Annotated in this window: 24 protein-coding genes; 10 read left to right on the top strand and 14 right to left on the bottom strand. The window is 60.4% G+C overall.

The window, feature by feature from the left end; translation table 11 throughout:
• Positions 1-130: 130 nt before the first annotated feature.
• The gene (locus NMG70_RS02125) at positions 131-1,261 is read left to right on the top strand and encodes a site-2 protease family protein (protein WP_254022996.1); all 1,131 of its coding nucleotides are present in this window, start codon (positions 131-133) and stop codon (positions 1,259-1,261) included.
• Between the two features lie 159 nt (positions 1,262-1,420).
• Here NMG70_RS02125 and NMG70_RS02130 read toward each other — a convergent pair whose 3' ends face one another.
• Entirely contained in the window at positions 1,421-2,077 is a 657-nt protein-coding gene (locus NMG70_RS02130) for a TerC family protein (protein WP_254022997.1), read from the bottom strand.
• A gap of 396 nt (positions 2,078-2,473) precedes the next feature.
• On the opposite strand from NMG70_RS02130, the gene NMG70_RS02135 reads away from it, so the two are divergent.
• Positions 2,474-3,583 (top strand): calcium:cation antiporter, encoded by a 1,110-nt coding sequence (locus NMG70_RS02135; protein ID WP_254022998.1) that lies wholly within the window; start codon positions 2,474-2,476, stop codon positions 3,581-3,583.
• 119 nt (positions 3,584-3,702) lie between these two features.
• Here NMG70_RS02135 and phnE read toward each other — a convergent pair whose 3' ends face one another.
• The 3 genes from phnE to NMG70_RS02150 all read right to left on the bottom strand — a co-directional run bounded on the left by phnE (position 3,703) and on the right by NMG70_RS02150 (position 6,175).
• Positions 3,703-4,497, bottom strand: a complete 795-nt coding sequence (phnE, locus tag NMG70_RS02140; RefSeq protein WP_254022999.1) for a phosphonate ABC transporter, permease protein PhnE — start codon at positions 4,495-4,497, stop codon at positions 3,703-3,705.
• A complete protein-coding gene (locus NMG70_RS02145) occupies positions 4,490-5,239 on the bottom strand; it encodes a phosphonate ABC transporter ATP-binding protein (RefSeq protein ID WP_254023000.1) in 750 nt (249 codons plus the stop codon). Before NMG70_RS02145 ends, phnE begins: the two co-directional genes overlap by 8 nt.
• A gap of 78 nt (positions 5,240-5,317) precedes the next feature.
• Positions 5,318-6,175, bottom strand: coding sequence for a PhnD/SsuA/transferrin family substrate-binding protein (locus NMG70_RS02150; protein ID WP_254023001.1), 858 nt, complete (start codon positions 6,173-6,175; stop codon positions 5,318-5,320).
• Positions 6,176-6,294: 119 nt separating this feature from the next.
• Between NMG70_RS02150 and NMG70_RS02155 the strand changes: the two genes are divergently transcribed.
• Both NMG70_RS02155 and phnF read left to right on the top strand, forming a co-directional pair.
• Positions 6,295-7,476 carry an alpha-D-ribose 1-methylphosphonate 5-triphosphate diphosphatase gene (locus NMG70_RS02155; protein WP_254023002.1) on the top strand — a complete coding sequence of 394 codons (1,182 nt, stop codon included), beginning with the start codon at positions 6,295-6,297 and terminating at the stop codon, positions 7,474-7,476.
• Positions 7,473-8,258, top strand: a complete 786-nt coding sequence (gene phnF / locus NMG70_RS02160) for a phosphonate metabolism transcriptional regulator PhnF (protein ID WP_254023003.1) — start codon at positions 7,473-7,475, stop codon at positions 8,256-8,258. Before NMG70_RS02155 ends, phnF begins: the two co-directional genes overlap by 4 nt.
• A gap of 67 nt (positions 8,259-8,325) precedes the next feature.
• On the opposite strand, the gene NMG70_RS02165 is transcribed toward phnF, so the two are convergent.
• Together NMG70_RS02165 and NMG70_RS02170 are read right to left on the bottom strand one after the other, a co-directional pair.
• Positions 8,326-8,781 (bottom strand): NUDIX hydrolase, encoded by a 456-nt coding sequence (locus NMG70_RS02165; protein ID WP_254023004.1) that lies wholly within the window; start codon positions 8,779-8,781, stop codon positions 8,326-8,328.
• Positions 8,782-8,875: 94 nt separating this feature from the next.
• On the bottom strand, positions 8,876-10,042 hold the full coding sequence (locus tag NMG70_RS02170; protein WP_254023245.1) for a glycosyltransferase family 4 protein: 1,167 nt from the start codon (positions 10,040-10,042) through the stop codon (positions 8,876-8,878).
• A gap of 271 nt (positions 10,043-10,313) precedes the next feature.
• Here NMG70_RS02170 and NMG70_RS02175 point away from each other — a divergent pair, with 271 nt between their 5' ends.
• Together NMG70_RS02175 and NMG70_RS02180 are read left to right on the top strand one after the other, a co-directional pair.
• Positions 10,314-11,909 carry a DUF4214 domain-containing protein gene (locus NMG70_RS02175; protein ID WP_254023005.1) on the top strand — a complete coding sequence of 532 codons (1,596 nt, stop codon included), beginning with the start codon at positions 10,314-10,316 and terminating at the stop codon, positions 11,907-11,909.
• Positions 11,848-13,557 (top strand): lipopolysaccharide biosynthesis protein, encoded by a 1,710-nt coding sequence (locus NMG70_RS02180; RefSeq protein ID WP_254023006.1) that lies wholly within the window; start codon positions 11,848-11,850, stop codon positions 13,555-13,557. The genes NMG70_RS02175 and NMG70_RS02180 overlap by 62 nt, the downstream gene beginning before the upstream one ends.
• Positions 13,558-13,652: 95 nt before the next feature.
• On the opposite strand, the gene NMG70_RS02185 is transcribed toward NMG70_RS02180, so the two are convergent.
• Complete coding sequence (locus NMG70_RS02185; protein WP_254023007.1) at positions 13,653-13,925, bottom strand: hypothetical protein; 273 nt, start codon at positions 13,923-13,925, stop codon at positions 13,653-13,655.
• A gap of 542 nt (positions 13,926-14,467) precedes the next feature.
• Between NMG70_RS02185 and NMG70_RS02190 the strand changes: the two genes are divergently transcribed.
• On the top strand, positions 14,468-14,989 hold the full coding sequence (locus NMG70_RS02190; protein ID WP_254023008.1) for a glycosyltransferase: 522 nt from the start codon (positions 14,468-14,470) through the stop codon (positions 14,987-14,989).
• Here the strand turns inward: NMG70_RS02190 and NMG70_RS02195 are convergent.
• The 3 genes from NMG70_RS02195 to NMG70_RS33175 all read right to left on the bottom strand — a co-directional run bounded on the left by NMG70_RS02195 (position 14,986) and on the right by NMG70_RS33175 (position 16,969).
• The gene (locus tag NMG70_RS02195) at positions 14,986-15,600 is read right to left on the bottom strand and encodes a class I SAM-dependent methyltransferase (RefSeq protein ID WP_254023009.1); all 615 of its coding nucleotides are present in this window, start codon (positions 15,598-15,600) and stop codon (positions 14,986-14,988) included. The two genes, NMG70_RS02190 and NMG70_RS02195, sit on opposite strands and share 4 nt — an antisense overlap.
• 30 nt (positions 15,601-15,630) lie before the next feature.
• Positions 15,631-16,383: an FkbM family methyltransferase gene (locus NMG70_RS02200; RefSeq protein WP_254023010.1), complete on the bottom strand. Its 753-nt coding sequence runs from the start codon at positions 16,381-16,383 to the stop codon at positions 15,631-15,633.
• A 355-nt stretch (positions 16,384-16,738) separates the two neighbouring features.
• Positions 16,739-16,969 carry a hypothetical protein gene (locus NMG70_RS33175; RefSeq protein ID WP_436798330.1) on the bottom strand — a complete coding sequence of 77 codons (231 nt, stop codon included), beginning with the start codon at positions 16,967-16,969 and terminating at the stop codon, positions 16,739-16,741.
• Positions 16,970-17,582: 613 nt separating this feature from the next.
• On the opposite strand from NMG70_RS33175, the gene NMG70_RS02210 reads away from it, so the two are divergent.
• Positions 17,583-19,691 (top strand): DNA-binding protein, encoded by a 2,109-nt coding sequence (locus NMG70_RS02210; RefSeq protein ID WP_254023012.1) that lies wholly within the window; start codon positions 17,583-17,585, stop codon positions 19,689-19,691.
• A 223-nt stretch (positions 19,692-19,914) separates the two neighbouring features.
• Here the strand turns inward: NMG70_RS02210 and NMG70_RS02215 are convergent, their stop codons facing one another.
• Positions 19,915-20,739 carry a PIG-L deacetylase family protein gene (locus NMG70_RS02215; RefSeq protein WP_254023013.1) on the bottom strand — a complete coding sequence of 275 codons (825 nt, stop codon included), beginning with the start codon at positions 20,737-20,739 and terminating at the stop codon, positions 19,915-19,917.
• Positions 20,740-20,828: 89 nt separating this feature from the next.
• On the opposite strand from NMG70_RS02215, the gene rfbF reads away from it, so the two are divergent.
• Both rfbF and NMG70_RS02225 read left to right on the top strand, forming a co-directional pair.
• The gene (rfbF, locus tag NMG70_RS02220) at positions 20,829-21,668 is read left to right on the top strand and encodes a glucose-1-phosphate cytidylyltransferase (protein ID WP_077381112.1); all 840 of its coding nucleotides are present in this window, start codon (positions 20,829-20,831) and stop codon (positions 21,666-21,668) included.
• Positions 21,604-22,647, top strand: a complete 1,044-nt coding sequence (locus tag NMG70_RS02225) for an NAD-dependent epimerase/dehydratase family protein (RefSeq protein ID WP_254023014.1) — start codon at positions 21,604-21,606, stop codon at positions 22,645-22,647. The genes rfbF and NMG70_RS02225 overlap by 65 nt, the downstream gene beginning before the upstream one ends.
• Before the next feature lie 72 nt (positions 22,648-22,719).
• Here NMG70_RS02225 and NMG70_RS32595 read toward each other — a convergent pair whose 3' ends face one another.
• The 3 genes from NMG70_RS32595 to NMG70_RS02235 all read right to left on the bottom strand — a co-directional run bounded on the left by NMG70_RS32595 (position 22,720) and on the right by NMG70_RS02235 (position 25,555).
• Entirely contained in the window at positions 22,720-22,845 is a 126-nt protein-coding gene (locus NMG70_RS32595) for a hypothetical protein (RefSeq protein ID WP_301555118.1), read from the bottom strand.
• A 442-nt stretch (positions 22,846-23,287) separates the two neighbouring features.
• Positions 23,288-24,568 (bottom strand): glycosyltransferase family 4 protein, encoded by a 1,281-nt coding sequence (locus NMG70_RS02230; RefSeq protein WP_254023015.1) that lies wholly within the window; start codon positions 24,566-24,568, stop codon positions 23,288-23,290.
• Positions 24,569-24,592: 24 nt separating this feature from the next.
• Positions 24,593-25,555: an NAD-dependent epimerase/dehydratase family protein gene (locus tag NMG70_RS02235; RefSeq protein WP_254023016.1), complete on the bottom strand. Its 963-nt coding sequence runs from the start codon at positions 25,553-25,555 to the stop codon at positions 24,593-24,595.
• Positions 25,556-25,620: the final 65 nt, after the last annotated feature.

The following is a 25,620-nucleotide window of genomic DNA, read 5'->3' on the forward strand; positions in this document are numbered from 1 at the left end:
GAGGCGGGCATATCGCGGTCGGGCAGCCCTTAGTCGCAGACGATGAGCTTGAGCACCTGATGTTCTCGAACGATTGCAAGCGTCCTGCCAAAGCCTCTTGCGAAGGTGGGGTCTCTCGGAGTGAACGGATTTGGGTTGGTCGCTGAACCTCGGGACGATCGCCGGCACTACCGTGCGCGTTCACTTTACCTTCCTGCTTCTGCTCGTCTGGATTTGGCTGACACACTATCAGATCGGCGGCACGCCAGCGGCTTGGCAAGGCGTTGCCTTCATCATTGCGGTTTTTGCCTGCGTGGTCCTGCATGAGTTCGGCCACATCGCCGCCGCACGTTATTTCGGCATCAGCACGCCGGACATTACGCTTTTCCCGATCGGCGGCGTCGCCAGGCTAGAACGCATGCCCGAAGAGCCGGGGCAGGAGTTCGTGATCGCGGTCGCGGGCCCGTTGGTCAATGTCGCGATCGCCGCGCTGATCTTCGCCCTGCTCGGCGGGTCGGCGGGCGTCGAACAGATGGCCGGGATCGAGGATCCGCGTATGGGTTTTCTCGCCAGGCTTGCCGGGGTCAACGTCTTCCTGGTCCTTTTCAATATGATCCCAGCCTTCCCGATGGATGGCGGCCGTATCCTGCGCGCCGCACTCGCCGCCCGCCTCTCCTGGTCGCGCGCGACCCAGATCGCAGCCACGATCGGGCAAGGATTGGCCTTCGTCTTCGGTTTCGTTGGGCTATTCTACAATCCGCTGCTGATCTTCATCGGCATCTTCGTCTATCTCGCCGCGGCAGCGGAAGCGCAAAACGCACAGATCCGGGAGGTAGCCACAAGCGTCCTTGTCGCGGATGTGATGATCACCGAGTTCGCCCGGCTGGAACGGTCGGCGACGCTCGACGAGGCAATCGAGATGCTACTCGCGACCACGCAGCACGAATTCCCTGTCATCGACTCCGCTGGCCATCTTGAAGGATTGGTGACACGCAACGACATGATCCGGACATTGAAGGAAAAGGGACCCGCCGCTCCGGTCGCCAGCGCAATGCGGCGCGATATCCCGAAAATACATTACCGCAAAAGTCTCGAGGAAAGCCTGCGGCTGATGCAGCAGGCAGATGTGCCTGCTGTAGCCGTCGTGGACAATTCCGACCGTCTGGTCGGGCTCATGACACACGAAACCATAGGCGAGATGCTTATGATCCGCTCAGCCGTGTCGGATGCTTTCCGATTTGGTCGTTTGCGTGGGGCCAAGCCGCGATTCACACGGATCTGAGCACGAGGATTCTCTCCATCGCGCTACCGCCGGATCGAGCGAGCGCGCGCTGTAGGGGCGAGCCGAGATAGAATGATTGCGCATGCACGTCCCAATAGCCTTGCCTAGAGGCAGAAATCGGCCGGAACGACGTCGTTCCGGCCGGCCCATTTTTGCGTCTCACGCGCCCGGGACGTGCGGCAGAAGTTCAAGCGCACCTCGATAGATCATGTCGCCAGCTACGTAGAGGATGACCACCAGCCCGACATAGGCGATCCAGCGATGCTTCTGAAGCAGATTGGCAATGAAGTTTGCAGCGATGCCCATCAGCGCGACGGAGAGGACAAGACCGAAGATCAGCACGTTCGGATGTTCGCGCGCAGCACCCGCTACCGCCAGGACATTGTCGAGTGACATGGAGACGTCGGCGATGATGATCTGCCAGGTTGCCTGGGCCAGGGTCTTGCGCGGAGCCTTGCCAGCTACGATGCCATCGTAGTCGACATCGCTTTCCGAAAGCGCTTCGATCGCCTGTTTTTCCTGCGCATGGTTTTGCCGGAGTTCGCGCCACATCTTCCAGCATACCCACAACAGCAATAGACCGCCGGCGAACAGCAATCCGACGATCTGCAGAAGTTGGGTTGTCGCGGCCGCAAAGCCGATGCGCAGAACGGCCGCTGCAATTATGCCAACGACGATTGCGTTTCTGCGCTGCTCTTTGGGTAGTCCGGCCGCGGCAAGGCCGATAACGATGGCATTGTCGCCGGCCAGCACCAGGTCGATCATGATGACCTGCAAGAGAGCGGTCATTGCTTCGGGACTAAAAAATTCTGTCATACGGCACCCTTGCGTTCAGCTAGGGGTGACGCGGCTTGCGAGCATACCGTAGAGCAACGCGGACACCGCGTATGACAAGAGAAATGCCGCTACAGCTGAAGAAACTCAAAGCCAGGCCACCCGGATTGGAATTCCAGTCCGACATCGCAGTCCTGATGGACTGCCAGAGGGGCCCGGCCTGGTAGCACCTAGCTATTGCCGTAAGCGCAAAAACTCAAGGCTTAATTGTGATCCGCATATGCGGCATCGAGCTCGGCAAGTTTGGTTAAGCCAAGTCGACTCGGCCACGCGGCCATTGAACGGGCCGGCAGCCGCAAGTAGACTGATACAGTGGGCTTCGGTCAATTTCTCTAATACCCGATCTGCGACCGTCGATGGCGATGAAGGAATTCCGTCTTGGCTGCTCATCGACGACCGATCGGCCAATATCTGTTCCCAATCGTCTCCTTGGGCCTGGCGGCACTCATTCATTTCGGCGCAGCGTCGATCGAGCATTCGCCGCTCTCGATCAAAATCCTGGCGTTGATCGTCGTCGCTATCTTCATCTTCGCGACAGTATTTGTGGTTTTGCATCATGCAGAAGCCGTCGCACTGCGGCTCGGTGAACCATATGGCACGCTGCTGTTGACATTTTCGGTGACGGCCATCGAAGCATCGGTCATCGTTTCGATGATGCTGCACGGCGAGAACAACCCGACGCTGGCACGCGAATCCGTGTTTTCGACGGTCATGATCGTATGCGCTGGCGTCGTCGGGGTCTGCCTCACCCTGGGTGGGCTGAAGCATCGATATCAGGACATCAAACGACAGGGCACCAACGCCTCGCTTGCCGTCATTATGGCGCTGACGGTTCTTACGCTGATCCTTCCAAACTACACTCTTGCAACAAGCCCCGGTACGTTCTCCACCTCGCAGCTCGCTTTCGTGAGCGTTCTTTCAATCCTCCTCTATGGTGCCTTCGTCTTTGCCCAGATGGTGCGCCATCGGGGCGATTTTATCGAAGACCTGACGTCCAGCGCGGAACATGAGGCGCATGTATCTGAGGGCGGGAAAGTGACCACCAGCGTGCTCCTTTTATTTGCCGGACTGGCAGGGATCGTTCTTCTGACCGAGCAGGTGGCCGGCAGCATCGAGAATGGGCTCGAGTTTCTTCAAGTTATCCAGGCGGACGCAATCGTGGGCTTCTTCGTCGCTACGCTGGTGCTTATGCCGGAAGCGGTATCGGCGGTTCGGGCAGCGCTCAATAACGAGCTTCAGCGAGGGCTGAATGTCGCCCTCGGCTCCGCCTGCGCCACAATCGGCCTGACAATCCCGGCAATCGGTGCGGCGAGCCTGCTCACCGGGCGAAGCCTCACTCTTGGTCTGGGTCCGGGGGATACCGTGCTTCTCATCCTCGCGCTTGCCGTCAGCATCGTGAGCTTTGGGACGGGCCGAACAACGATGCTGACGGGGCTCGTTCATCTCGTCGTATTCGTCACCTATCTGTTCCTTATCTTCGTGCCGTAGGATGATCACCCGCCGTCTTCGGCGCTGCGCTGATCCAACCTTGAAGCTTGGGACCTGAAAGATTACTGATGCGGAGGCATCGTCCTGTCGAATTGGCGGCGCACATGGCCAGCCTGCAATTACTGGACCTTCGAGCGCAAGCGATCCGTCACGAACTCCATCAACACCACGATGGCGAAGATCACGAGAATGATGGTCGCGGCATTCTTGTATTGGAAAAGATCGAACGCGACCTTCAGCTCCTGGCCGATGCCACCGGCTCCAACCAGGCCGAGAACAACGGACGAGCGCACTGCCTTTTCAAGCGCGAAGAGCGTGGTGTTTATCAGGGACGGCATGGCGTCAGGCAGAACTGCCCCGCACAGAACAGAGAACCGCCCGGCGCCGATTGCAAACAGCGCTTCCTGAGGTCTTTCGTCGGCATCCTCCATCGCCTCGGCGAAGAAGCGTCCGCAAAAGCCGATCGTATCGACGACGATGGTCATAGTGCCAGCAACCGCCCCTAGACCAACGGCTGACACGAAAAGAAGTGCCCAGACCAAATCTGGAACGGTTCTGAACAACGAGACCAGCATCCTGGAGATATGCCGGAACGGGCCGAGCGGGGTTATGTCCTTGGCCGAGATCCAGGCAAATGGCAAGCTGAGGGCAACACCTATTGCTGTCCCCACGAGCGCTATCTGAAAGGTTTCGATCATGCGCCAGAAAACCCGCAGGAGGAACCCTGGCTCGACATTTGGGGGTATCATGCGGCCGACGAGATGGGCCATTCGGGGCAGCCCGCTTGCCAGTTGTTCCGGCGAAGGTGCGACCTGCCCGGCGGAAACGATCACGAGAGCGGCAAAAGCGACGGCAAAGCTGAAAGTGAGGGGCGAGATCGATGGAATCCGGCTCGGCGAAAGGCGGTCATGCATCGAAGACGTCTTTCAGATCACCGCGGGTCACCTGCGCCGTCGGCCGGTCGAGGAAGACCTTGCCCGCCTTGAGCGCGATCAAGCGATCGGAGTAGCCGAGAGCATGCTCCATGTCGTGCGTGGTGTAGACCAAGGTTATCGCTTGTTCCTGGGTGAGCTCGGAGAAAACGCGCATCACATCATGTCCAGCCGCCGGGTCGAGACTTGCCGCCGGTTCGTCTGCTATCAAAAGCTTCGGACGCCGGATCAACGCACGGGCAATCGCCACCCGCTGCGCCTGCCCTCCAGAAAGCGCGTCGGCGCGGGCGCCTGCCTTGCCGAGAAGCCGCACGTCGGCGAGCGCCTGCATTGCTTCCTCGCGCCAGTATTGCTTTGCAATGGAATGGTGCCAGCCGCGCCAGCCGCCGGGCAGCCCGAGCTTGCCCTGTAAAACGTTTGTAAGAACCGATTGGCGGCTGACCAATCCGTGGTGCTGGAAGACAAATCCGATCTGCCTGCGTATGCGCCGCAGCTGGGCGACGGACGGCGCCGAGCGGAAGCTCTCGCCGAGAGTGACGACTTCGCCACCGCTCGACGGTAGAAGACCGATGAGGCATTTGAGCAGGGTGGATTTTCCAGCACCGTTCGAGCCAATCAGGGCAACCCGTTCGCGCGATTCTATGTTGAGGCCGACACTGGAGAAAATGACCTTTCCGTTCGCATAGCTCTTCGCCAGATCGTGCGCGCGAATGATGGCTGTCATAGTGACCTCTTGGTCCGGACCGGACACCGAAATAGACCGGCGGTTAACCGCCGGCCTTGGCGATGAAAGGAGCAGGCCTCAGTTTACGAAGTCGGTCAGGGTCTCGATTCCGATCGTGCGGTACATCGAGCGGACATAGTCGTAGTCCGAGTCCCTGACATCGGTCAGGAAGTAACCGCCCTTGAATTTCTGGTTGTCCTCGCCTGTCAGGATCGCTTTCATCAGCTCGTTGCCATTCTTCGCAAAGGCGTCGCGGATCTTGACGAACACGTCGTCTGAAATGTCCTTGCGGGCGACAAGAATGTCGTTCGGCAGGTCGCGGCCCCGTGCGATGACCGAGAAGGCAACGCCGGGGAACGCCTCCCGGACCGAGTTCAGATAACCGAAATTCAAGCCGATAGCGGCGATGTCGCCGCGGATGAGAGCCTCAGCCGCGATGTTGCGCGATATGATGACCGGTTCGTAATCGGTGGCATATTTCAGGTTGAAATCGGCCAGCGCCTGGGCGGGGCCGAGGTGCTGGGAGGTCGAGCCGACCGAGCCGAATGCGACCTTCTTGCCCTTCAGGTCCTCAACCGAGCGGATCGGGCCATTCGCCAGCACGGCGATCTGAGCGAAATAATCGGGGCGCTGCCAGGCAACAACAATCTTCGGCTGGCTCAACTCCTTCATGACCACGTATTCTGCAGGACCGGTCAGGACAAGATCGACCTGCCCGGAATTCATCGCCTCGACGGCGGTGGTCCGCGAACTGACCGGAAACAGCTCGATATCCAGGCCGGTCGCCTTTTCAAGAGCGGTCTGGAAAGCGCCGAATTCCTGCTGAAGAGACTCCAGCCCCTCCATGTCGGTTACCGCGAATTTCACCGGCTCCGCAAAAGCTGGAAGAGCGGAGCCGAGCATTATGGCGAGTGCGGTTGCGATGGTGCGGATCATCGTTTTTCCTTTGCTGTATAGACAGGAAACTGTTACCCGCTAACCGGTATACGCAGCAGATGACGTGCTCGTGACATTTCATCGGCGCCACCGGCAGCCTTTGCTTTTTGAGGGATACAGTGAACTGGCACATCCAGGGTGGTCGCATCCTTACCGAACGAGGACTTGAAACCGCGGATCTAAGTATTACCGGCGGGATACTGTCAGAGCTGCGAGCGGCCCATGCATCCACAATCGATGCCGATGGTCTGCTCGTGCTTCCGGGAATCGTCGATATCCACGGCGACGGCTTCGAGCGCCAACTCATGCCGCGCCCGGGTGTCCGCTTCGACACCGCGCTGGCGCTCAGAGATACGGACCGCCAGCTTGTCGCCAATGGCGTGACCACGGCCTTTCACGGCGTCACCGTGTCATGGGAGCCCGGACTTCGCTCGCTCGACGCTGCCAAACAGCTGATCGGCGCGGTCTGCGATCTCCGCGACGCTCTTGGCTGCGATACGCGCCTGCATCTGCGCTGGGAGACCTTCGCGCTTGATCAGATGGCGCAGGTCGTACGATGGCTCTCGCTTTCGCCACGACCGATCATCGCCGTCAACGATCATACGACGGGGTCGGTGCTGAACGGCACGATTGCCCGCAAGATCGGCCAGATGGCGGAGCGATCCGGCTTGAGCCGGGAGCAATATATGACGTTGCTCGGCCAGATTTGGTCCCGCCGGGCCGAAGTCGACATCGCGATCGGGAAGCTGGCAGCGACTGCGCGGGCCAATGGCAATGTGCTTCTTGCCCACGACGAAGCATCTCCCGAGGAACGCATGTATTTTCGCGCCCTCGGCGCAAAGGCCTCGGAATTTCCGCTGACCCTCGAAACGGCCAAGGCGGCGCTGCAAATGGGGGAGGACGTGATCCTCGGCGCGCCCAACGTCGTGCGCGGCGGCAGCCATAATGGAGCGCTAAATGCCACCGAGGCCGTCAGAGCTGGGCTTTGCACGGTGCTGACCAGCGATTACCACTACCCTTCGCCTCTGCATGCGGCCTTCAGGCTATCTTCGCCAGGCGCCGGCGACTTCCCCTTGATCTGGAATCTGGTCTCGGCAAACCCGGCCCGGGTGGCCGGCCTCGACGATCGCGGCTCGCTTGTTGCCGGCCGCCGGGCGGATCTGATCCTCGTCGATGCCGGAGATCCGGAGCATCCGCGCGTGGTCGCCACCATGGTCCATGGACAAATTGTCTATTGCTCCGGGCTCTCCCGCATGGACCGACGGTCTGCACAGCGGTCGCCGGTGGATATGGTTTCATGAACTTGGACACGAAAATTTCAACACCACACGAGCCCAGCAGCAATCGCCTTCTGGCCTTTGACGGACTGGTCTTTCGGCCGCGCAGCGATACGCCGATCTGGCAGCAGATCTACGATCACATCTTCGCTCTGATCGAGAGCGGCCGTCTTGCGCCGGGCAGCCAGCTTCCCGGAGAAACGCATCTGGCAGAGAAACTCGCCGTCACCCGCATTACGCTTCGCCGGGCGCTGCAGCAGTTACAGCATGAGGGCCACCTCACCGCCCGCAAGGGCGTCGGTATCTTCGTGCGAAACCTGCCCTCGACTTTCACGGTTCGCGACGGACAGCGCTTTCTCGACAATTTCGAAGCCCACGGCCAGGAAATCGGCACCCGGACGCTGCTTATTGTCCGGGAACCGGCCGAACCGGCCGTGGCGGAACGGTTGCGTCTCGCACCTGACACCACCATTATCCGGCTGTGCCGGATCAGAACGTCGGACAAGCAGCCGGTTTACGTCAATACCAAGTTCTTTCCGGCCCATCTCTTTCCCGACTTCGAGCAGCGATACGATGTGCGTCAGTCGGTGACCGATGTTTTCCGCGCGCATGGCATCGAGAACTACCGGCGGGCCGAGACGCGCATCAGTGGCGGCTTTGCATCCGACGATGAAGCGGAAATCCTGCGGCTGACACCCGGAACGCCAGTATTCCGCATCAATGCCGTCAACGAGGACCGCAACGGCGTGCCAATCGAATGGACCCGCGGCTGCTGGCCGCTGACGTCTGTCGAATTCGTCTTCTGATTCTGGCGCATGTCTGATTCTGGCGCATGTCGCCTTCACCTGGTCCGGGCGCAAAAACATGCGGCCTTCAGACAGACGCCACAAGCCGGTCGAGAAAAGGCCGCTGGCCGACAAGCAACTTTTCCCGGGCCATTTCGAGGCCGAACCACCCTGCGCGATCGATCTCTGGAAAGAACTGCATGCGGCCGCTGCGCGGCGGCCATTCCATCTCGAACATGTTGCTGCGCAAAGTGCCGGCATCGAAATCGCTTTCGACGCCGAAGGCCGTAATAAGCTTGCCGCCGCGCTGGCGCAGTTCCCCCAACGGAAGCAGCGCTTCCGTGAGTTCCCAGGCGGTTTCCTCCACAAATTCGCGACGCGCCGCAGCTTCCGGCTGTTCGTCATCACCATACTCGCCCTTTGCAATCGACCAGGCGCCGAGATCGCGGCTATGCCAGAACGGTCCGCCCGGATGGACAAGCAGCACCTGCAGTTCGTTTGATGATCTGCGGTAAGGCAGGATGCCCGCACTTCTTTTCGCCATCGCCTCAACCCTCCGCCATCCAGCCTATCATCGCAGACAGGCTGAACGGGACTGATGCGCCTCAATGGCAGATGCCGTTATGCTCGATATGACCTCAAATGATGCTGGCCGCCGCCGCAAGTCGCTCATTCGGATTGCATTCGACTTCCCCAAGCGGTGGTGGTGACACTGCTGGAACTCCATCCACGCTGGCCATCAGCTCCAGATAGCGCTGAGCCGACGCGGCCCACTGAAATCGCGCCGCCCTTGCGCGACCGCGTGCGATCAAGCTGGTTCTGAGGCCTTCTTCGTGGACCAGGCGCATGAAACAATCGAACCATGCATTCTCGTCGCAAGGTGATGCGTACAGAACCGCATCCCCGCCGATTTCGGGCAGGCTGGCACGGTCGGACATGACCACCGGACATCCCACTGTCATGGCTTCGAGGGGCGGCAGTCCGAAACCCTCGACCAGGGAAGGGAACGCGAGGCATAGGCAATCGCGCAGAAGCGCGCCGAGTTCCGCGTCCGACCTTCTTCCCAGCCAAATGACGTTCGGCGACTTCTGGTCGCCGATGCTGGCGAAAACGCGGGACGTTGACGCGCCCACAACAACAATCTGCAGCCCCGCCGCGGCAAGTCGCTCGTGCATGCCGATGATCAAGCCGACATTTTTGTGCGGGATGGAACTGCCAAGCACGACTATCGTACCAGGGCCGGCCACTGCCAGCGTTTGTTCTGAGTGGCAAGGAGCCCATCGCAACGCATGTTCATGCCCATTGCCTACAATTTCGACCTTTGCCGCCGGGCACACGCCACAGCGCGCCAGTTCACCCGCAGAGTATTTCGACACCGTCGTAATCTTAAGCGAGGCCCGGCCCAAGGCAGGAACTAAGGTGCGGTAAAGAAGCCGAAATGGAAATGAATAGCTCTGCGGGGCTGCCCGTGTATTGACGTCGTGAATGCACAGCACCTGCCGACGAACCGTCAGAGGGCCGGTATTGCAGAGGCTAAGCAGCCCGCCGCGAAGATGGGCCGGAAGCACAGCCTGTTCCCATAGATGCCCACCAAAGCTGCCGACAGTGCGGACACGGATCGCTGCCAAGGGCAATTTGTCAAGCGCCCCCGGCGGGACCAGCAACTCGACCGTTAAATCCCGTGTCAAGGCAGCTTGGCCCACGATCAAGGCGTCCAGCGCCGAAACGATCTCGCGCGCGTAGCGCTGAACTCCGGTGGTCGGCTGCGCGAGAAAACGGCCGTTGATTGTCCAATGTCGTGTCATCACAGGGTTTTTGGTCACCAGCGCCATGCCTCAGTTGCACGACTTTGGACGACCAGGACAGCAGGGTCATCCTGGCCTTTGGGACGTACCCAGTTGTTTGCCTCAGAGGCTTCCCGGCAGCTCTCATCCGAATGGCGAGGCCAATCATCGGCGTTTACGCCAAATGTGTGAGGTTCTGCGTGGCACGGTTTTGATAGACTGCGTTGGGAAGTGCGGCAGATCTCAATCGTCGTGCTCGGATGGATGTCAGGCGAGTTGAGCGAGTGGAGTGATGCCGCATGATGTCCGGCGCAAAACAGGCAAGTTCGCGCTGATGCAGCGGCTGACCAATCCATCGCAACCGGATTCCGTTGGACGGGCCGTCGCCGCGACCAGACGTCTTTGGACAACCCTGGCATGCCTGCTGGGCATGACAGCTTCGGGCGCAGCGGATCTGCTCTGGGGGGTGAATGGCCATCCCTTCAACGCCTATCCCGGGATATCGATCGAACAGCAACTCGACTATGTCCGCGACCTCGGCATGAAGTCGTATCGCGTCAACATCTCCAGCGCCGACAGCGCCACCAAACTTGCCGAACTGGTCAAGGCGGGCAAGGAGCGCGGAGTCCAGATCCTACCGGTAATCACGCCCGACCTGGACCTCGACAATCAATCCGTCGATGACCTCTATGCGCAGGCCCACCATCTCGCGTCGACACTGGTATCCCGCTTCAAGGACGACATCCGCGTTTGGGAGCTTGGCAACGAGATGGAGAATTACGCCATCTTGATGCCCTGCGAGATGCAGGACAGCGGAATACAATACAACTGCTCCTGGGGTCCTGCCGGCGGCACCGAGTCGTCCGACTATTTCAGTCCGCGCTGGGCAAAGGTAAGCGCAGTGCTGCGCGGGCTGTCGGATGCAACCATCGCAGTGGATCCGACCATAAGAAAAGCAATGGGAACGGCCGGCTGGGGTCACCGCGCAGCTTTCACCCTCATGCTGCAGGACGGCATCGGATGGGATATATCGGTCTGGCATCTTTACGAGGGCGACCCCGAGGACTCATTCAAGTTTCTGGCCACCCTCGGTCGTCCAATCTGGCTGACCGAATTCAACTACGCTGGAGGCAGCCAGGAGGGAGAAAGTCAGCAGGCGGACGGTCTCGTCCAGACGATGACGCTACTGCGCCGATATCAATCTCCATATGGATTGGAAGCTGCCCATATCTACGAACTGCTCGACGAGCCATACTGGGCGCCAAGCTACGAGGCTTTTATGGGCCTCGTGCGCCTGAAGAAGCGCGGCGATGGGCTATGGGCGCCGAGCGGGCGAAAGCCGGCATACGATGCCGTAAAGAAGGCCATTGCGAACGGCCATGCAGGCTCGAGTTCGTCGACAGTCGCGAGGGACAGCTTGCCGCCTGCGGACCAGACGTCGGTACCCCGCGTTGCCGGCATCGGTGCATTTCACCCCTGTTCGCTTGATGCGTTCGACAAGTCTGTCTTCAACCACGCCAACCAGATTGCATATGCTTACTGTCTGGTCCTGCGTCGCATGCCGTCCCCGAGCGAGCAGTGGCGCGAGGTCATCGCGATGAAAAAGGATCCATCGATTGTTCCAATACTGACGAAGATGTTGCTTTCGGTCGAATTCAGGACTGACAATCAACCGGTTGGGCTTGGAAATGCGCAATTTGTGGCCCTTCTCTATCGGACATTGCTGGGACGGGAGCCAGACGGCCAGGGGCTTTCTGCTTACGTGTCGAAACTGGACAGCGACGAGGCGAGTGGAGAACAAATCGTGGCGGAATTGATCCATTCGTATGAGTTTCGCTCCAGACACACGGTTCTGTTTCCCAGCGAGCCTCAGCAGGGGGCGCAATGAACGTTTTTGGCCGACAAGTCGTGACTGGCGCTGTCTGCGTCGCTGTCGAGACCTGGGTCCGGCAGGTCGCCATGTTCGGCGCGTTTGTGGCGCTGGCTCGCCAACCGCAGAAATTGGGACCCGGGGCATTACGGCTCGCAGCGCTGGCGACTGGGCGCATACTCCGTTTGGCCGTCGACGGCAAAAGAGAGCGATAATGAAGGCGACCGGCAGAGAGATTATCCACGGGGCAGCTTGGGTCGCAGTCGAGACCTGGGGCCGCCATTTGGCGTTGTTTGCCGTCTTTGTCATTCTCGCCCGCCATCTGAGCCCGGAGGCATTTGGTCTGGCGGCACTGGCCATGGTGATGCCGACCATTGTTGCCGTTCCGGTGACGCGCGGAATCCCCGAAGCACTCATCCAGCGTCCGAATGTCGAGTCCATTCATTTCGACTCAGCCTTTTGGCTACTTGCCGTCACCGGCTCGGTGCTCAGTGTGCTCGTGTGGGCCTTTGCCGGTGTAGTCGCCGCGGCATTCGGCGAACCCGTTCTGAAGGACCTCGTCCGCTGGACCAGCGTCGTCATTGTGCTCCAGGCCCTTGCGGCGGTGCCAGCGGCGATCCTCAAGCGCCAGCTTCATTTTCGACTGTTCGCTCTGCGAACGCTCGCCGGAACAGTCGTCGGCGGAACGATCGGAATCAGCACGGCAATCGTCGGCCACGGCATGTGGAGCCTGGTGTGGATGCAGGTCGCCAAGGCGGCTGTGGAAACCGCCTTTATTCTGCTCGCAAGCGCGTGGCGGCCGCGTCTCAGATATTCACACGCACGCTGTCGCGAGCTGTTCGGCTTCGCTGGCCCTCTCATCGGCCAATCCCTGTGGACTTTCGTCAATGAAGAAATACCGAAAGTTATACTCGGCAGTTTCCTCGGGCCCTATGCGGTAGGTGTGTACGCCCTCGCCCGCCGGCCGCTGGACCTTTTGTGTGAGGCATTTCTGGGTCCGCTTACGGCGGTGACGATGCCAGCGGTCGCTCGAGTGCAGAGCGAGCCGGCGAAGATCGATGCTTTCTTCAACTCAAGCATACGCGTGGCAGCGATTGCTGGCTTCCCGGCATTTCTGGGGTTTGCCGCGATCGCTCCCGTCGCAGTACCCTTCATCTTCGGCCCGCAATGGGTGAGCGGTGTCGTCGCCGTTCAAATCCTGATGCTCCTTGGCCTGCAACGCACGATAGATAACATCTGTGGACTCACCATCCTCGCGCTCGGTCATTCCGGCCTGATCCTCAAGCTAAACATAGCCTACACCGTCCTGGCCGTGATCCTCCTCACCGCTGCCGTACAGGTCGACCTTGAGACAACGATGGCAGCTCTTCTGGCCTGCAACGTCCTGCTCCTGCCGGTCTTTCTCTTCCTCGTTCACCACATCGCCCATATCGACGTACTGAAGCCGCTCACAATATTCCCGCGGCTGGCGGTGGCGGGCCTGCTCATGTTCGCCGTTGTCACCGCCTGGCTGGTTGCGGCACCGGAATCCACGCCGCAAGGTTTCCTCATCGCAGGCGGGATCATCGTCGGCGCCGCCGTGTATGTCGCCGCAGTCATCGTGCTTGTGCGTCCCGACCTTCTCAACGCACGCGACATGCTTCTCAGGCTGCGTCGGCCTGCATAAAGGTACCCAACTCATGAAGGTGCTTTATCTCACAACACTTCGACATGGTCCTTCCACCCAACCAGAACTCGGTCGGCATCTGGACATATGAAGTGTCACGCCGTCTGGCCTGCGGACTGCGAGACGACCGTGATCGCGCGTCGCCCGCGCGGAACCCCAAGCGGCTCGAGATCGATGGCGTGCGGATCGAACTCCTCACCTGCGCGCCGGCGCGTGTGTGGGGGAGAGCGTCCCGCATGTGGAGCCGCGCCTGGCCAGGCGCTCCGCTCTTTGCGCAAAGCTACTATGCATTCGACTTCTTCGCCCAGGCGCTGCGAAAGCTCCGCCGCCTGGCGCCCGACGTCGTTCATCTCCAGAACTTTCCGCATTATGCGCCGCTATCCGGCGTGCCGTCCCCGACGCGGCGATCCTGCTGCACATGCGCTGCGACTGGCTGGCGCAACTCGATCCTGATGTCATGGCGCGCGGCGTCGCCGCATCGGATCTTGTGGCCGGCTGTTCGCAACATGTCGTTGCGACTGCGCGCGAACGCTCCGGAAGCACGCGGACGTTTTTGCGGTCCTGCCGAACGGTGCGCCAGTGGATCGGCTCGCTGGTGTTGCGGCGCGGCGCATGCCGGCAAAAGTGCTGTTCGTCGGCCGTGTCTCTCCGGAGGAGGGTGTTCATACCCTTCTCGAGGCCCGGCCGGAAGTTGTCGCCGCTCACCCTGAGGCCCGACTTGAGATCGTTGGTCCGTCCGCGGCACTGCCGCTGGACCTCCTGATCGACCTGAGCCGGGATCCGGAGGTCTTGGGTCTTTCACGGTTCTATCCAGGAGGAAGCGCTTTCAGGGGTTCTTACGAGATAGCTCTGCGCGAAATGATCCCGCCGCGGCTCGCCCACACGGTCACCTTCACCGGCATGGAACCGTATGAAGGTCATCGAGCGCTGTGCCGGGGCCTCGCTCCTCGTCAATCCGTCACTTAGCGAATCCTTCGGCATGAGCCTGGTGGAGGCCCTTGCGACCGGGACGCCTGTCGTCGCCACGCGTGTCGGTGGCATGCCGGGGATTGTGGAGGCGACCGGTGGCGGCTTGCTTGTCGAAAAGAATGACCCGGCCGTACTTTCGGACGCGATCACCCGCCTTCTCGCCGACCCCGAGTCGAGCAATGAAATCGGCCAACGGGGCGCCCAGCGGGTCGCGGAACTCTATTCGTGGGAACGCGTCGCCAGCATCACCCGTGACCTCCACGAACAGGCCCTGTCGGCACGGCGATCACGATCGGCCGTGGCCGTTTTCACAGCCCGATTCCATCCGCGGCGGCGAGCGCAAGCTCGGATCGGTCTAAAGCGCGTCGCGTTTGACCGGCCTCATGCGACGCGCTTTAGGTCGTTGTTTTTATGCATGTCGTTATCGCAAAACCGCTGCACACTTTTGCGCGACATGCATTAGGGCTTGCGGTAAAATGTATAGGTGTGCCGAATGCTCGTGTCAGTCAGATGCTCGCTTGTCCCGAGCGGCGGAAATCGTGTGCGCGTCAAGGCTGCAAGCACGCGGCTTTCGGAGGGTGGGTAGGGACGCAGATCGTCCGTATCGTTCCAACCGAGGATGAACCAGCCGCCGGGACGAAGACAATGCACGCAAGCGCTGAAAGAGGGTTCCGCCTCCTCGCTCGTTTCGATCGCGGTCTTCATGAAGACGCCATTGCACACGATCGCATCGAAGTAGTCGGGAGGTGCATGCTGTGCGAGGTTCTTCAAGGCATCGACAACATGTCGCGCCGCCCCGTAGCGGCGCTTGCCCGGATCGATTTCGAGCGTCCAGTATTCCTTGGATCGGAACCGGGACTCATAAGGCTTGGTATACCACTCACAGCCGACGAACAGGATGCGTTTCACCGCTGGATCGTGGCGCAACTGCGCGAAGATGACCGCTTCCAGGAGCTTGCGGTCATCGGTCAGATGAAATGTGCTGACATGGCGCGCCAGCCCGGGCGCACGCGCCCGGAGGAAGTCGCGCACCGCGTTTCTTGTCCGTTTGATCACGCTCGCAGTGCTTTGCATGAGATTCCTTCCGTGGCGCAAATCTAGTTCTTAAGCGCCCACCGGCTGCGCCAAGACGTGCTCGACCCGCCATTCCCCATTGCCATAGGAGGCTGGCAGCGGTTTCAATGCGTAGCCTGCAGCAGTCAGGAGTTCCGCGATCTTTCGGGCCTTGCGGTCGAGCCCCTCGCGCGTTGCATCGTCGACCTCATAAATCACCTTCGGACGGTGCCTCCGCAGCGTTTCCGTCATACCGCCCAGGACGTCGATTTCGGCGCCTTCCACGTCGATCTTGACCAGCGAGGGCGGCCTGAGGCCTCGGTGGGCGATGGCATCGTCGATAGCGACTATGCTGACTTCCAGCCGGCCACTCATGTCCGGCGGTGCTCCCGCTGAGGCAAGCGCGGCGCCGCCGATGTGATGGGCGAGCAGAAGCTGGCCACGGCCGGATGTGGCGCCGGCAGCTTCGGCGAACACCCGTATCGTGTCGAACCCACTGAGCCGCGCACTTTCTGCGACAGCGGCGGCGTTGCGAGGGACAGGTTCGAACGCATAGACCTGACCGCGCGGCCCGACGCGGCGTGCGGCGATGAGACAGAAGAAACCGATATTCGCACCGATGTCGAAAAAGGCGTCCCCAGGCGACAGGTTTGCCGCGATCGCCTGTTGGATGGGCGGCTCGTAGGTGCCGCGAACAAAGTTCGGGTCGGCGCTCTTCGCCACGAGCTTGAGACCGGCGGCCTCTCCCTTGGCTATGACACGTGCGTCGCCGAACACGCTGAGGAACCTTGCCGTCAATGTCACGCGCTTTTCCCCATTCTACGACGCCTCGGACGCGGGCCAGCCCGTGCCGCTCGCCGCGAAGGTGACAGATTGTGCGCCCGGGATCGAGCCCCGACAACGGTGGCCAGCTCCTACTCCCTCCGGCTGATCGCTACTCCGATTGTGGCGCCATATCTCATCTTGGGGGTACCTGCCCGGCCTCCCGGTCCGATGGAACGGTGGCAAATCGGCCGCCTTGATGTCTTTGCCCCAGCCGCCGAGCGCGCCGATCTCATGGGATTTCCAGCCTGGGCCGTCGGTCGGATCACGGTCCGGGCGCGGCTCGAACCAGACGAGATTGGCCCCGTCCGGCCCGTCGGCCGTGACGATGTCGAGATCACCATCCCCGTCGACATCGACAAAGCACGCCATCCGTCGTGAACTCAACACGGGCGGTTGCGATGGTGGTGAGAAGCAGGTCGGGCCAACGCCACCACGACAGCGGGGTCTGCGGCATTCCGCCGAGAACCAGATCCAGCCGACCACCGCCGTCGATGTCGCCGACGAGCTTCACATCCCCGGAATGATCGAGGTGGGGGCGCGACATGTTCGGCAGATCACCCAGCATGCGCACCGATGGCAAACGAAGGACGATTGGTCCAAGGTCGCACGGACGGCCGCGGTGCGACGGTCGGAGGCGGATCCCTCTCGCGGGCACGAACACATTTTGCCGTCGCCATTAGCCGGACAGCGACACGACCCGCCGTCGTTATCTCACGAACGAGACGCGAAATCGTCCCATCATCAGGAAGCCGTAAGAGCGTAATATGTTCTGACGACCGGGACCGCCTCGATGGCTTGCGCACGCGCTTGGCTTGCAATCTCGCCTTATCCCTGCAAGCGGGATGAGGCGCTGCCTATCGGTAACGAAAATGGACCGAACCTGAGCACCTGCGGCGATCCTGTTGGCCGCAACATGCCTGCAACCAGGCGACTGGCGATCAGGATGCGGCGTAAAAAGCTGGCCGGTGCTGACCTTTCGGCTACCTCAAACGACTAGGCTGGAGTCGCATACGCCTATCGAGCATCGTGCAAATGGCCTGTCTGGGGTGCCGCATCGGTGCGTATCGATCATCCGTTCGCCGGCGTTGTTCGACGCGGATCACGCATGCTAGCTGAAATCACGACGGCAGGAGGTCAGAGACGAACGTGCAGCCAAAAGCTGGAAGGAATGGTTCTCGATGACCGTGCCGGTGAGGATCGATACGGCAGTTCAGACAGGCTGTATGGCGCCGCCTCAGGTCGCGGACTTCTTTTCCGACGACCGAGCCGCTGGGACGGTCATCGGAACCCGTGCGGCCGGCGGCGCGATCAGGTTGGGATGCGACGTCGAACGGCAGATCGCGATCGACCATGGTGCGCTCCGCTTCCAACCACTGATCACGCCAGGTTGGCAACGTCAGGGCATCGCCTATGGCCCATTTCGCCGGCATGCGGGTCTGGTGATGGCAGTCTCGATCACGAACGGGCACAACACCTCGCAGGGCAGCCCTATTCCGGGACCTATCCTGAAGCGATTTTATCGCTGGGCGGTCGGCCCCAGCACCGATCCGTGGCCGCGGCGGCTGGTCGCCTGGGCACGCGCACCACGGAAAAAGGCAACCCTTCGGCGATTCCTGTGGTGGATTCGCAGCACGTCCAGAGCGTACAAGCTGCCCAATCACAACGAGAACCTGGCGGTCGGCTGGTTCACCAGCGAAGCGCCGAAGAATCCGCTGATCGACGGTTGCGGCCTGGTTGTACATGCTGCCGAGGGCGAAAACGGCGAATTGTGGACGCGCGTGGGAGATCGTTGCCTCAGCGCCTTCCGCCAACTGAAGAATATAGAGGTCCACTACCTGATCGCGCTTCGTGAGTCGGGTGCCGTCTACTACGCAGCCGCGATGGAGGGAGCCCATGGGGTGGCCGCCGTCCCGATGATGCGTCCGATCGCCATCGATCCCTTCAACAGGGACGCGTTGGTCTACGCCGGCGTCCATCAATGTGTCCTCGGCCAGATCGGGTTTCGCGTTGATACGCGAGTCCACGCAATTCAGATCCAGCACTTGGAAGATTTTGCGCGGCCGTTTGGCACCGCGCATGCCGCCGATTCATTGACCGGAAATGACGCTCTTGAGGAAATGGCGGAGCTGGGCGGAATTTGGCGCGTCTTGGCTGGTCACATCCATCGGACTGGCGCGGGTGCTTTGACACGCGATGGCCACGCGATGGCCATTCTTGATCCCGGCGCGTCATCCGGTCTCGTTCACTTGCTCGTCGACACAGGTCAAGCCGCAGCCGCTGCAGGTCTCGTATGGCGCGCCCGCAATCATGAGAATTTCTGGCTGCTCAGGGCCTCAGTGGAGGGCTGCGATCTTTTGCGTGTCAAGCAGGGCGTCGAGACGGCTGTGGCAAGCGACAAACAGCGTCGTCTCAAGCCGAATTCCACGCACTCCCTCCAGATCCTCGATTCTCATGGCCAGATCGGCTGCTATCTGGACGGAGACCGCCTTTTCGACAGTTGGTTCGAGAGTGAATTTCTTGAAGACGGAACATGTGTTGGCATCTGGCTGAACGGCGGCATCATGCGGCTTCGTGACTTCGAGGCGCATCCCCGCGAGGTGAGCATGCCCTGCGAGATGCAATTCGATGCGCCGTGGGTCCGGTTCGGAGAGGACGTGGAGCATGCCGATGACTTCGCTGGCGTGACCGGCGGCCTGGCAGGACGTGCCCCCACAAGAGGCACACATTGCTGGGAGCGGACTTTGGGCGTCGGTTTCGTTGATGTTGACGGCATGGGAGCCGCGCGCGTGCGCGGCACAAAGGAAAGCCCCCATCCGGGTCGCTCGCTCTACACGCTGCCATGGGACCAATCCGAGTTTGCGGATTTGGAAGTCACCATCACACCACCGGGCAGCGCACGCGGCCAGCACCATTGCTGCCGCGCAGGGCTGGTATTTTGGCAGGACGACGCCAATTATCTAACATTTACGGCCTACCTGGACGACGTTTACGATGGCGCCTCGATCGCATTGTTTACAAAGCGGCACGATTTCGAGGAACTCTATGACGCAGTCTGGACAATGCTGTGGAAGAAGATCGACTGGGGGAAGCCGTTCCAGCTTCGCATTGTATTTGACGGCGAACGCTTTGTTGTCTTTGTGGACGGTGAGCCGGTAATGCAGCGCACGTTGACGGACATCTATCCGGACGACCCTCGCCTGCGCATCACCCGCGTCGGGTTGGCGACGAACTGGGAATGGGGAACCGATACGGGTTCAGTGTTTTCCGCATTTACTGCGCGCCGATAGGGAACGGTTCTTCCAACTCGCCGAGTTCGCACGTCCCGACCTGAGCGCAACGTTCACCTATCTCAGGCGCCGGACGAGGCGCACTGGTTGGCAGTCGGTGAGCGGCAGATGCGGTCGGGGAGCAAGCTGGCTCTTGTGTACTTGATCAATAGTTCGACCTGGCCGCGAGCGCACAGACCCCACTTGCCGAGGGCAGAGGTGGCGACAGCAAGAAAGACATCGTTCATGCATTGAACTCATAGCGCGTGAACAACTCATGATCGCTAAGCAGCCGCTTGACGAAATCGCCGCTCCCCACATCCGAAAGGACCGGCCAGTCGTCCAGGCCTTCCGGCCGCTCCATCTGTGACCGGTGCGCGGCCAGCGCATGCCATTTCATGTCAACGACGTCCCCGACATACGCGTTCGAATTGAACAGCGTGAGCCCACGCAAACCTGCAAAGGTCCGGATCGTTTGCCGCAATGCGACGCGACTGAGGCCAGGCACTCGATCGTGCAGGCGAACCCACGGCCACTGATACCAGTACCAGACGGGATATTCGAACACGGTCACGCGCCGGCCATACAGTTGCAGTGCGCCGCGGGCGCCAAGATTGGTGGCAACATGGTCCGCGGGCGGCTCTTTTGCATGGGTGACGAACACGCTCTGTGGTTGCCAAGCGAAAAGCAACTCAGCGATCGCGTCTACGATCTTACCGACATGATGCTTAGCCATGCCGTCGGGAACTCGCAGAAATCTCACCCGATCAGCAGATCCGCCCAACCGGCAAACCGCCTCGATCGCTTCGCCCTCGCGGGCGATCCGCAGCGCCTCCCTGTCAATCCGATTTGGATGGGATGCCGAACCGTCGGTAACGAAAATAAACCGGACATCGGCGCCCGAGCTAAGCTTCTTGCTGGCGACCCCTCCACATCCCAGCGTTTCATCATCGGGATGGGGTGCGATGATGACCGCCGATGCCTGCCAGTCTGCTACGTCGAATGGATGAGACCGGTTACACATTGCTCTATCGAGCATAGCCCCAATCGTATGCCTGACGTCATGCATCGATGGTTCCGATCATCCCTTCTTCGGTGTGGTTCAACCCGACCTGCGCATGGTAGCAAAACACTGTAGGCGATTGGGGTGAGAAAACAATGAAGGTAGGAATTCTTGCTGGCGGACTGGGAACGCGGCTGGCGGAAGAAACCGAGATCCGGCCGAAACCAATGGTCGAAATCGGAGCTAAGCCGATCCTTTGGCATATCATGATGCATTATTATGCCTATGGACACCGCGAGTTCGCCGTCGCGCTGGGATACAAGGGCGAATACATCAAACGCTGGTTCAGCGACTATGTCGCATTCGATGGCAGCTTGACTGTCAATGCCGCATCGGGAAGCGTCAAGCGCCACTCGAACTCGCTGCCTGACTGGTCCGTCGATCTTGTCGAGACGGGACTGAATACACTGACGGGCGGCCGCATAAAACGCCTGATCGACTGGATGGGCGACGAGACTTTCATGCTCACCTGGGGCGATGGGGTTTCGGACGTCAACCTTGATAAACTGATCGCCTTTCACAAATCGCATGGCAAGCTTGCAACGATGACGGCGGTGCGTCCGCCAGCACGCTACGGGCACATCGAATTCGACGGCCATCGCGTTGTCGACTTCACGGAAAAGCCACAGGCCTCAGAGGGTTGGATCAATGGCGCCTTCTTCGTCCTCGAGCCGGGCATAAAGGACTATATCGATGGCGACGATGTCATGTTCGAACACGCGCCAATGCAACGGCTCGCGACTGACGGCCAACTGATGGCATATCGCCACGAATCCTTCTGGCAATGCATGGACACCATCCGCGAAAAGCATCTCCTTCAGAAATTGTGGGACAGCGGGCAGGCGCCCTGGAAAACATGGGAATTGATCGATGAAAGTTCTGGTTACAGGCCACCTCGGCTACATCGGTTCCGTCCTGACTCCGATGCTGCTTGAACGCGGCCATGACGTCACGGGCCTAGACAGCGACATCTTCCGGTCATGCACTTTCGTAGGGACGTTGGCCGATGTGCCGACGATCGAGAAAGACATCCGTGATGTCGAAATCGACGACGTCGCCGGCTTCGACGCGATCATCCATCTCGCCGGACTGTCGAACGATCCCTTGGGGGACTACCGACCCCAGCTTACCGAGGAAATCAACTGCGGCGCTTCGGTCAAGCTTGCACAGCTCGCCAAGGCAGCCGGCGTCCAGCGGTTCCTGTATGCCTCCTCTTGCAGCAATTACGGCGCGGCCGGCGACAGCTTTCTAACTGAGGATGCTCCCTTCAACCCGGTTACGCCTTACGGCGCCTCGAAGGCGAATGTGGAGCGAGCGGTCGCGCCGATGGCGGATCAATCGTTCAGTCCGACATTCCTGCGTGCTTCCACTGCCTACGGCCTGTCGCCTCGCATCCGCTTCGATCTCGTGGTCAACAACCTGACCGCCTGGGCCTACACGACCGGCCTGGTCTACCTCAAGAGCGACGGCTCGCCATGGCGTCCGATCGTCCATGTGGAAGACATTGCGCTGGCCTATGTCGCGGTACTCGAAGCCGAGCGAGAGCTGGTCCACAACGAGGCATTCAATGTCGGCTTGACCACGGAAAACTATCAGATTCGGGAGATCGCGGAGTTGGTGCAAACGATCGTTCCCGACAGCCGGGTGAAATTCGCGCCCGACGCCGGGCCAGACAAACGGTGCTATCGCGTCGACTGCACCTATATTGGTCGCCGCCTGCACGGGTTTAAGCCGCAATGGACGGCGCGGCGCGGTATCGAACAGCTCTATCACACATTTCGCGCGGCAGGCCTTGCACTTGGGGACTTCGAGGGCGAGCGGTTCAAGCGCATCGCCCATGTGCAGAAGCTGATCCAGGATGGCGAACTGGATACCGATCTGCGCCGCACGCCGCAGTTAGCGGTAGCGGTTTGAACAAACACAGCCGGGAGCGATTGCTGGTGCAGCCTCTGCAACCGAGAAGGTTTGCCGCTCCTGCGGCGGAAGTCACATCGACACTTCCTGAAGCGCGGCACGGCGCCGCTTGCCGATCGGCTTCCATCGAGCATCGACGACGGCGAGGAAGAACCTGTCTTTCCGCTCAGTGTGGTCGTGGTCGAGTAGCTCAGCCATTCGGCTTTCGCCCTCACAGATCCGGGCGTGCGGCTTTCCCGCACCCGCCTCTTCCCGAGAGCAACCCGCGCGCCGTCAGGGGCTCGAACTCCGACCAGCCCCATACGCCGGCTTTTCTGGATACGCCGCGCAAAATCTGGCCGCCGCGTTACGATCCTGAGGCCACCTCGCCACCAGCAATGCGTTGCGAATTGTAGAACAGGTTGCGGAGCGTTACTGCCAGGCTCAATCGGCCTCTCTCCGCCCTTTGGGCTGGGTGCACCGGACGCCCGTTAGGGAAGAGAGCGGCGGGCCTGACGGGCCTATTTCAATCCGACCTGGGTTGGCCGTAAACCGATACTCCCACCGGGTTGAGCGCTACACTGAGGGTCGCCGCATGCTCATCTCATCGGCCCACATGCTGCGAGGCAGTTGGCGAGCGCCCACCGCTAGGCTCAATGGCTCACGATCTTTGTGGAAAACATGGACCCGTGTCTGGGCGCAGTTTCTGATAGACTAACTTGAGCCGTTCTGCGCGCGCCTCCCACGAATACAGCTCGACGGCACGCTTGCGCCCTTCGCTTCCCATTTCACTTGCCCGGACCGTATCCTCCAGCACCGTGATCAATGCCTGGGCGAGCTCGCCAGGAGCGTCGACTTCGACCAGCATCCCGGTGCTGCCAGTTACAATGGATTCACACATCCCGCCCACGCGCGTTCCCACCACCGGTATCCCGCAGGCCATGCCCTCCACGACCGATATTCCGAAGCTCTCGCTGAGTGACGGATTCACCACAATGTCGGCCTCATGGTACGTCGCTACGAGGTCCTTGTGGGGCACGTTGCCCACGAAGTGAATTCGATCACCTAACCCGTGGCGCTCGATGAGTTCCTTTAAGTGTTCCTGATATTTGCAATTGCCCCAGCGATCGTAGAAACGGTTCAATGCGGTAACCCGCGGATCCGACGAGAGGCTGGTCAGGAAGTCCACCGAAAGCGGCCATTGCGGCCCTGCGATCCGAAGTTCCACGTCCGCGAACCTGGCCGCAACCTCACTGAAGGCCTCGATCAGTGTGTGAAGCCCCTTCTCTGGCGATACCCGCCCAACGAACAGGATGACACGTCGGGTTCTGGTGGATGCGGAAGCCCGCTGCTCGCTCGGCCGAAAGTAAGAAACGTCCACGCCATTACCGACGGTGGCAACGACGCCAGGATAGTCCGGGAATGCCGAAAGAAAGGTCCTTGCGATGTGATCGCTGACGGCGACCACCGCATCCACCACCGTGAGCTGACGGGCCACCTGATCGCGGTCACGCTGTGATAGCCACTCACACTGCATCTCAAGCACGAGCCGATGAGATGAGCTGGCTGCCTTCAGCTCCCGGCACCATGTCCAGTAATTCATCAAATGGACAATATCTGGTTGATCTACGGCGAGGTAGCGACGAACCTTGTTACGATATTGCGAGTGGTCATCGGCCTTCCGATCCAACCGCAACCAGCGCGCCAGACGCGGAAACTCGTTGATGACCCGCTGCAGCGCGTGATCACGTAGCGCCGCAGCCCGCCGCACCGCGAACGGCAGGTCCGCGGGCACCGTGTCGTCTCGATAATGCTTGCCATAGAGCGTTATCTGCAGGCCTTCGCCGAGCCGCAGCGCCGTATTGTAGACGATCAGCCCGATTGAGTTTTGAACAGGCGGAAAAAGTCTATCGCACGGCTGACCGACGTATACGAGCTTCATGTCACTCCCCCACCGTCAGCTCGTTCAGGCGACTCTTCTAAGTGCCGGGCGGTCTTCCGGTCGGGAGAGGTGGTCGGCGAGGCGGCGAATGCCCTCTTCGAGCGGCACCAGGGGACGGTTCAATATAGCCTTCATCTTGTTCGTGTCAGGACAGCGGCGCGTCATGTCGCCCTCCGCAAGGGGTGGTCGGAATTCCAACTTCGATGACGAGCCCAGCACTTCGATGACAAACTCGGCCAGCTGTCGAATGCTCATTTCCACGTCGCTGCCCACGTTGATCACTTCGTTCTCGTACGCGCGCGTTCGATGAACCGCGATGCAAGCGTCAACCGTGTCGTCGACATAGCAGAAGGTGCGGGTCTGCGAACCGTCCCCGTAAATCGTCAGGGGCTCGCCGCGCTGGGCGGCACGCACAAATCGCGGCAGAACGAAATCCTCGCTCTGACGTGGTCCGTAGGTGTTGAAGAAGCGAAAAATGGTAAAGGGAAGTCCAAACTCACGCTGGAAAGTGCGCAGATAGACCTCTCCAAGATTCTTCACCACTGCATACGGCAGACGCGAGTTAAGCGGCGTGGTGCTCTCGTTTTGCGGCATCTCGAAAGGCTCGCCATATACCTCCGATGACGAAGCGAAGTAGACACGCTCGGCACCGGTGTTCTTGCATAGCCTCAGCACGTTCTCGATACCGGTGATGTCGCGCAGCACGAGCAGAGGATTTGCCAAAGTCCGCTGCACACCGACCACGGCTGCGAAGTGGAAGACGTGGGTGAAATGGAAGCGGTAGAACAACGATGAGATGTCATCGAAATCGTTCGCATCCGCCTTTACTACGGTCAGATTGCCCGCGTCTATTTGTACCTTGTCTCGACTTCCGGTCGACAGGTTGTCAGCGACGACCACCTGGGTCTGCGGTAGCTTGACCAACGCGCGAGTGAGGGCGCTGCCGATATTGCCCGCTCCACCAGTTACCAGGATCGATTGCATCATATTCCCCACCTCAACCGAACAGTTTAATCGACTGACGCAGCGTGCGTCCCTTCGCGAAACGCGGC

The organism is Mesorhizobium ventifaucium, assembly GCF_935822925.1.
Taxonomy (GTDB): domain Bacteria; phylum Pseudomonadota; class Alphaproteobacteria; order Rhizobiales; family Rhizobiaceae; genus Mesorhizobium; species Mesorhizobium ventifaucium.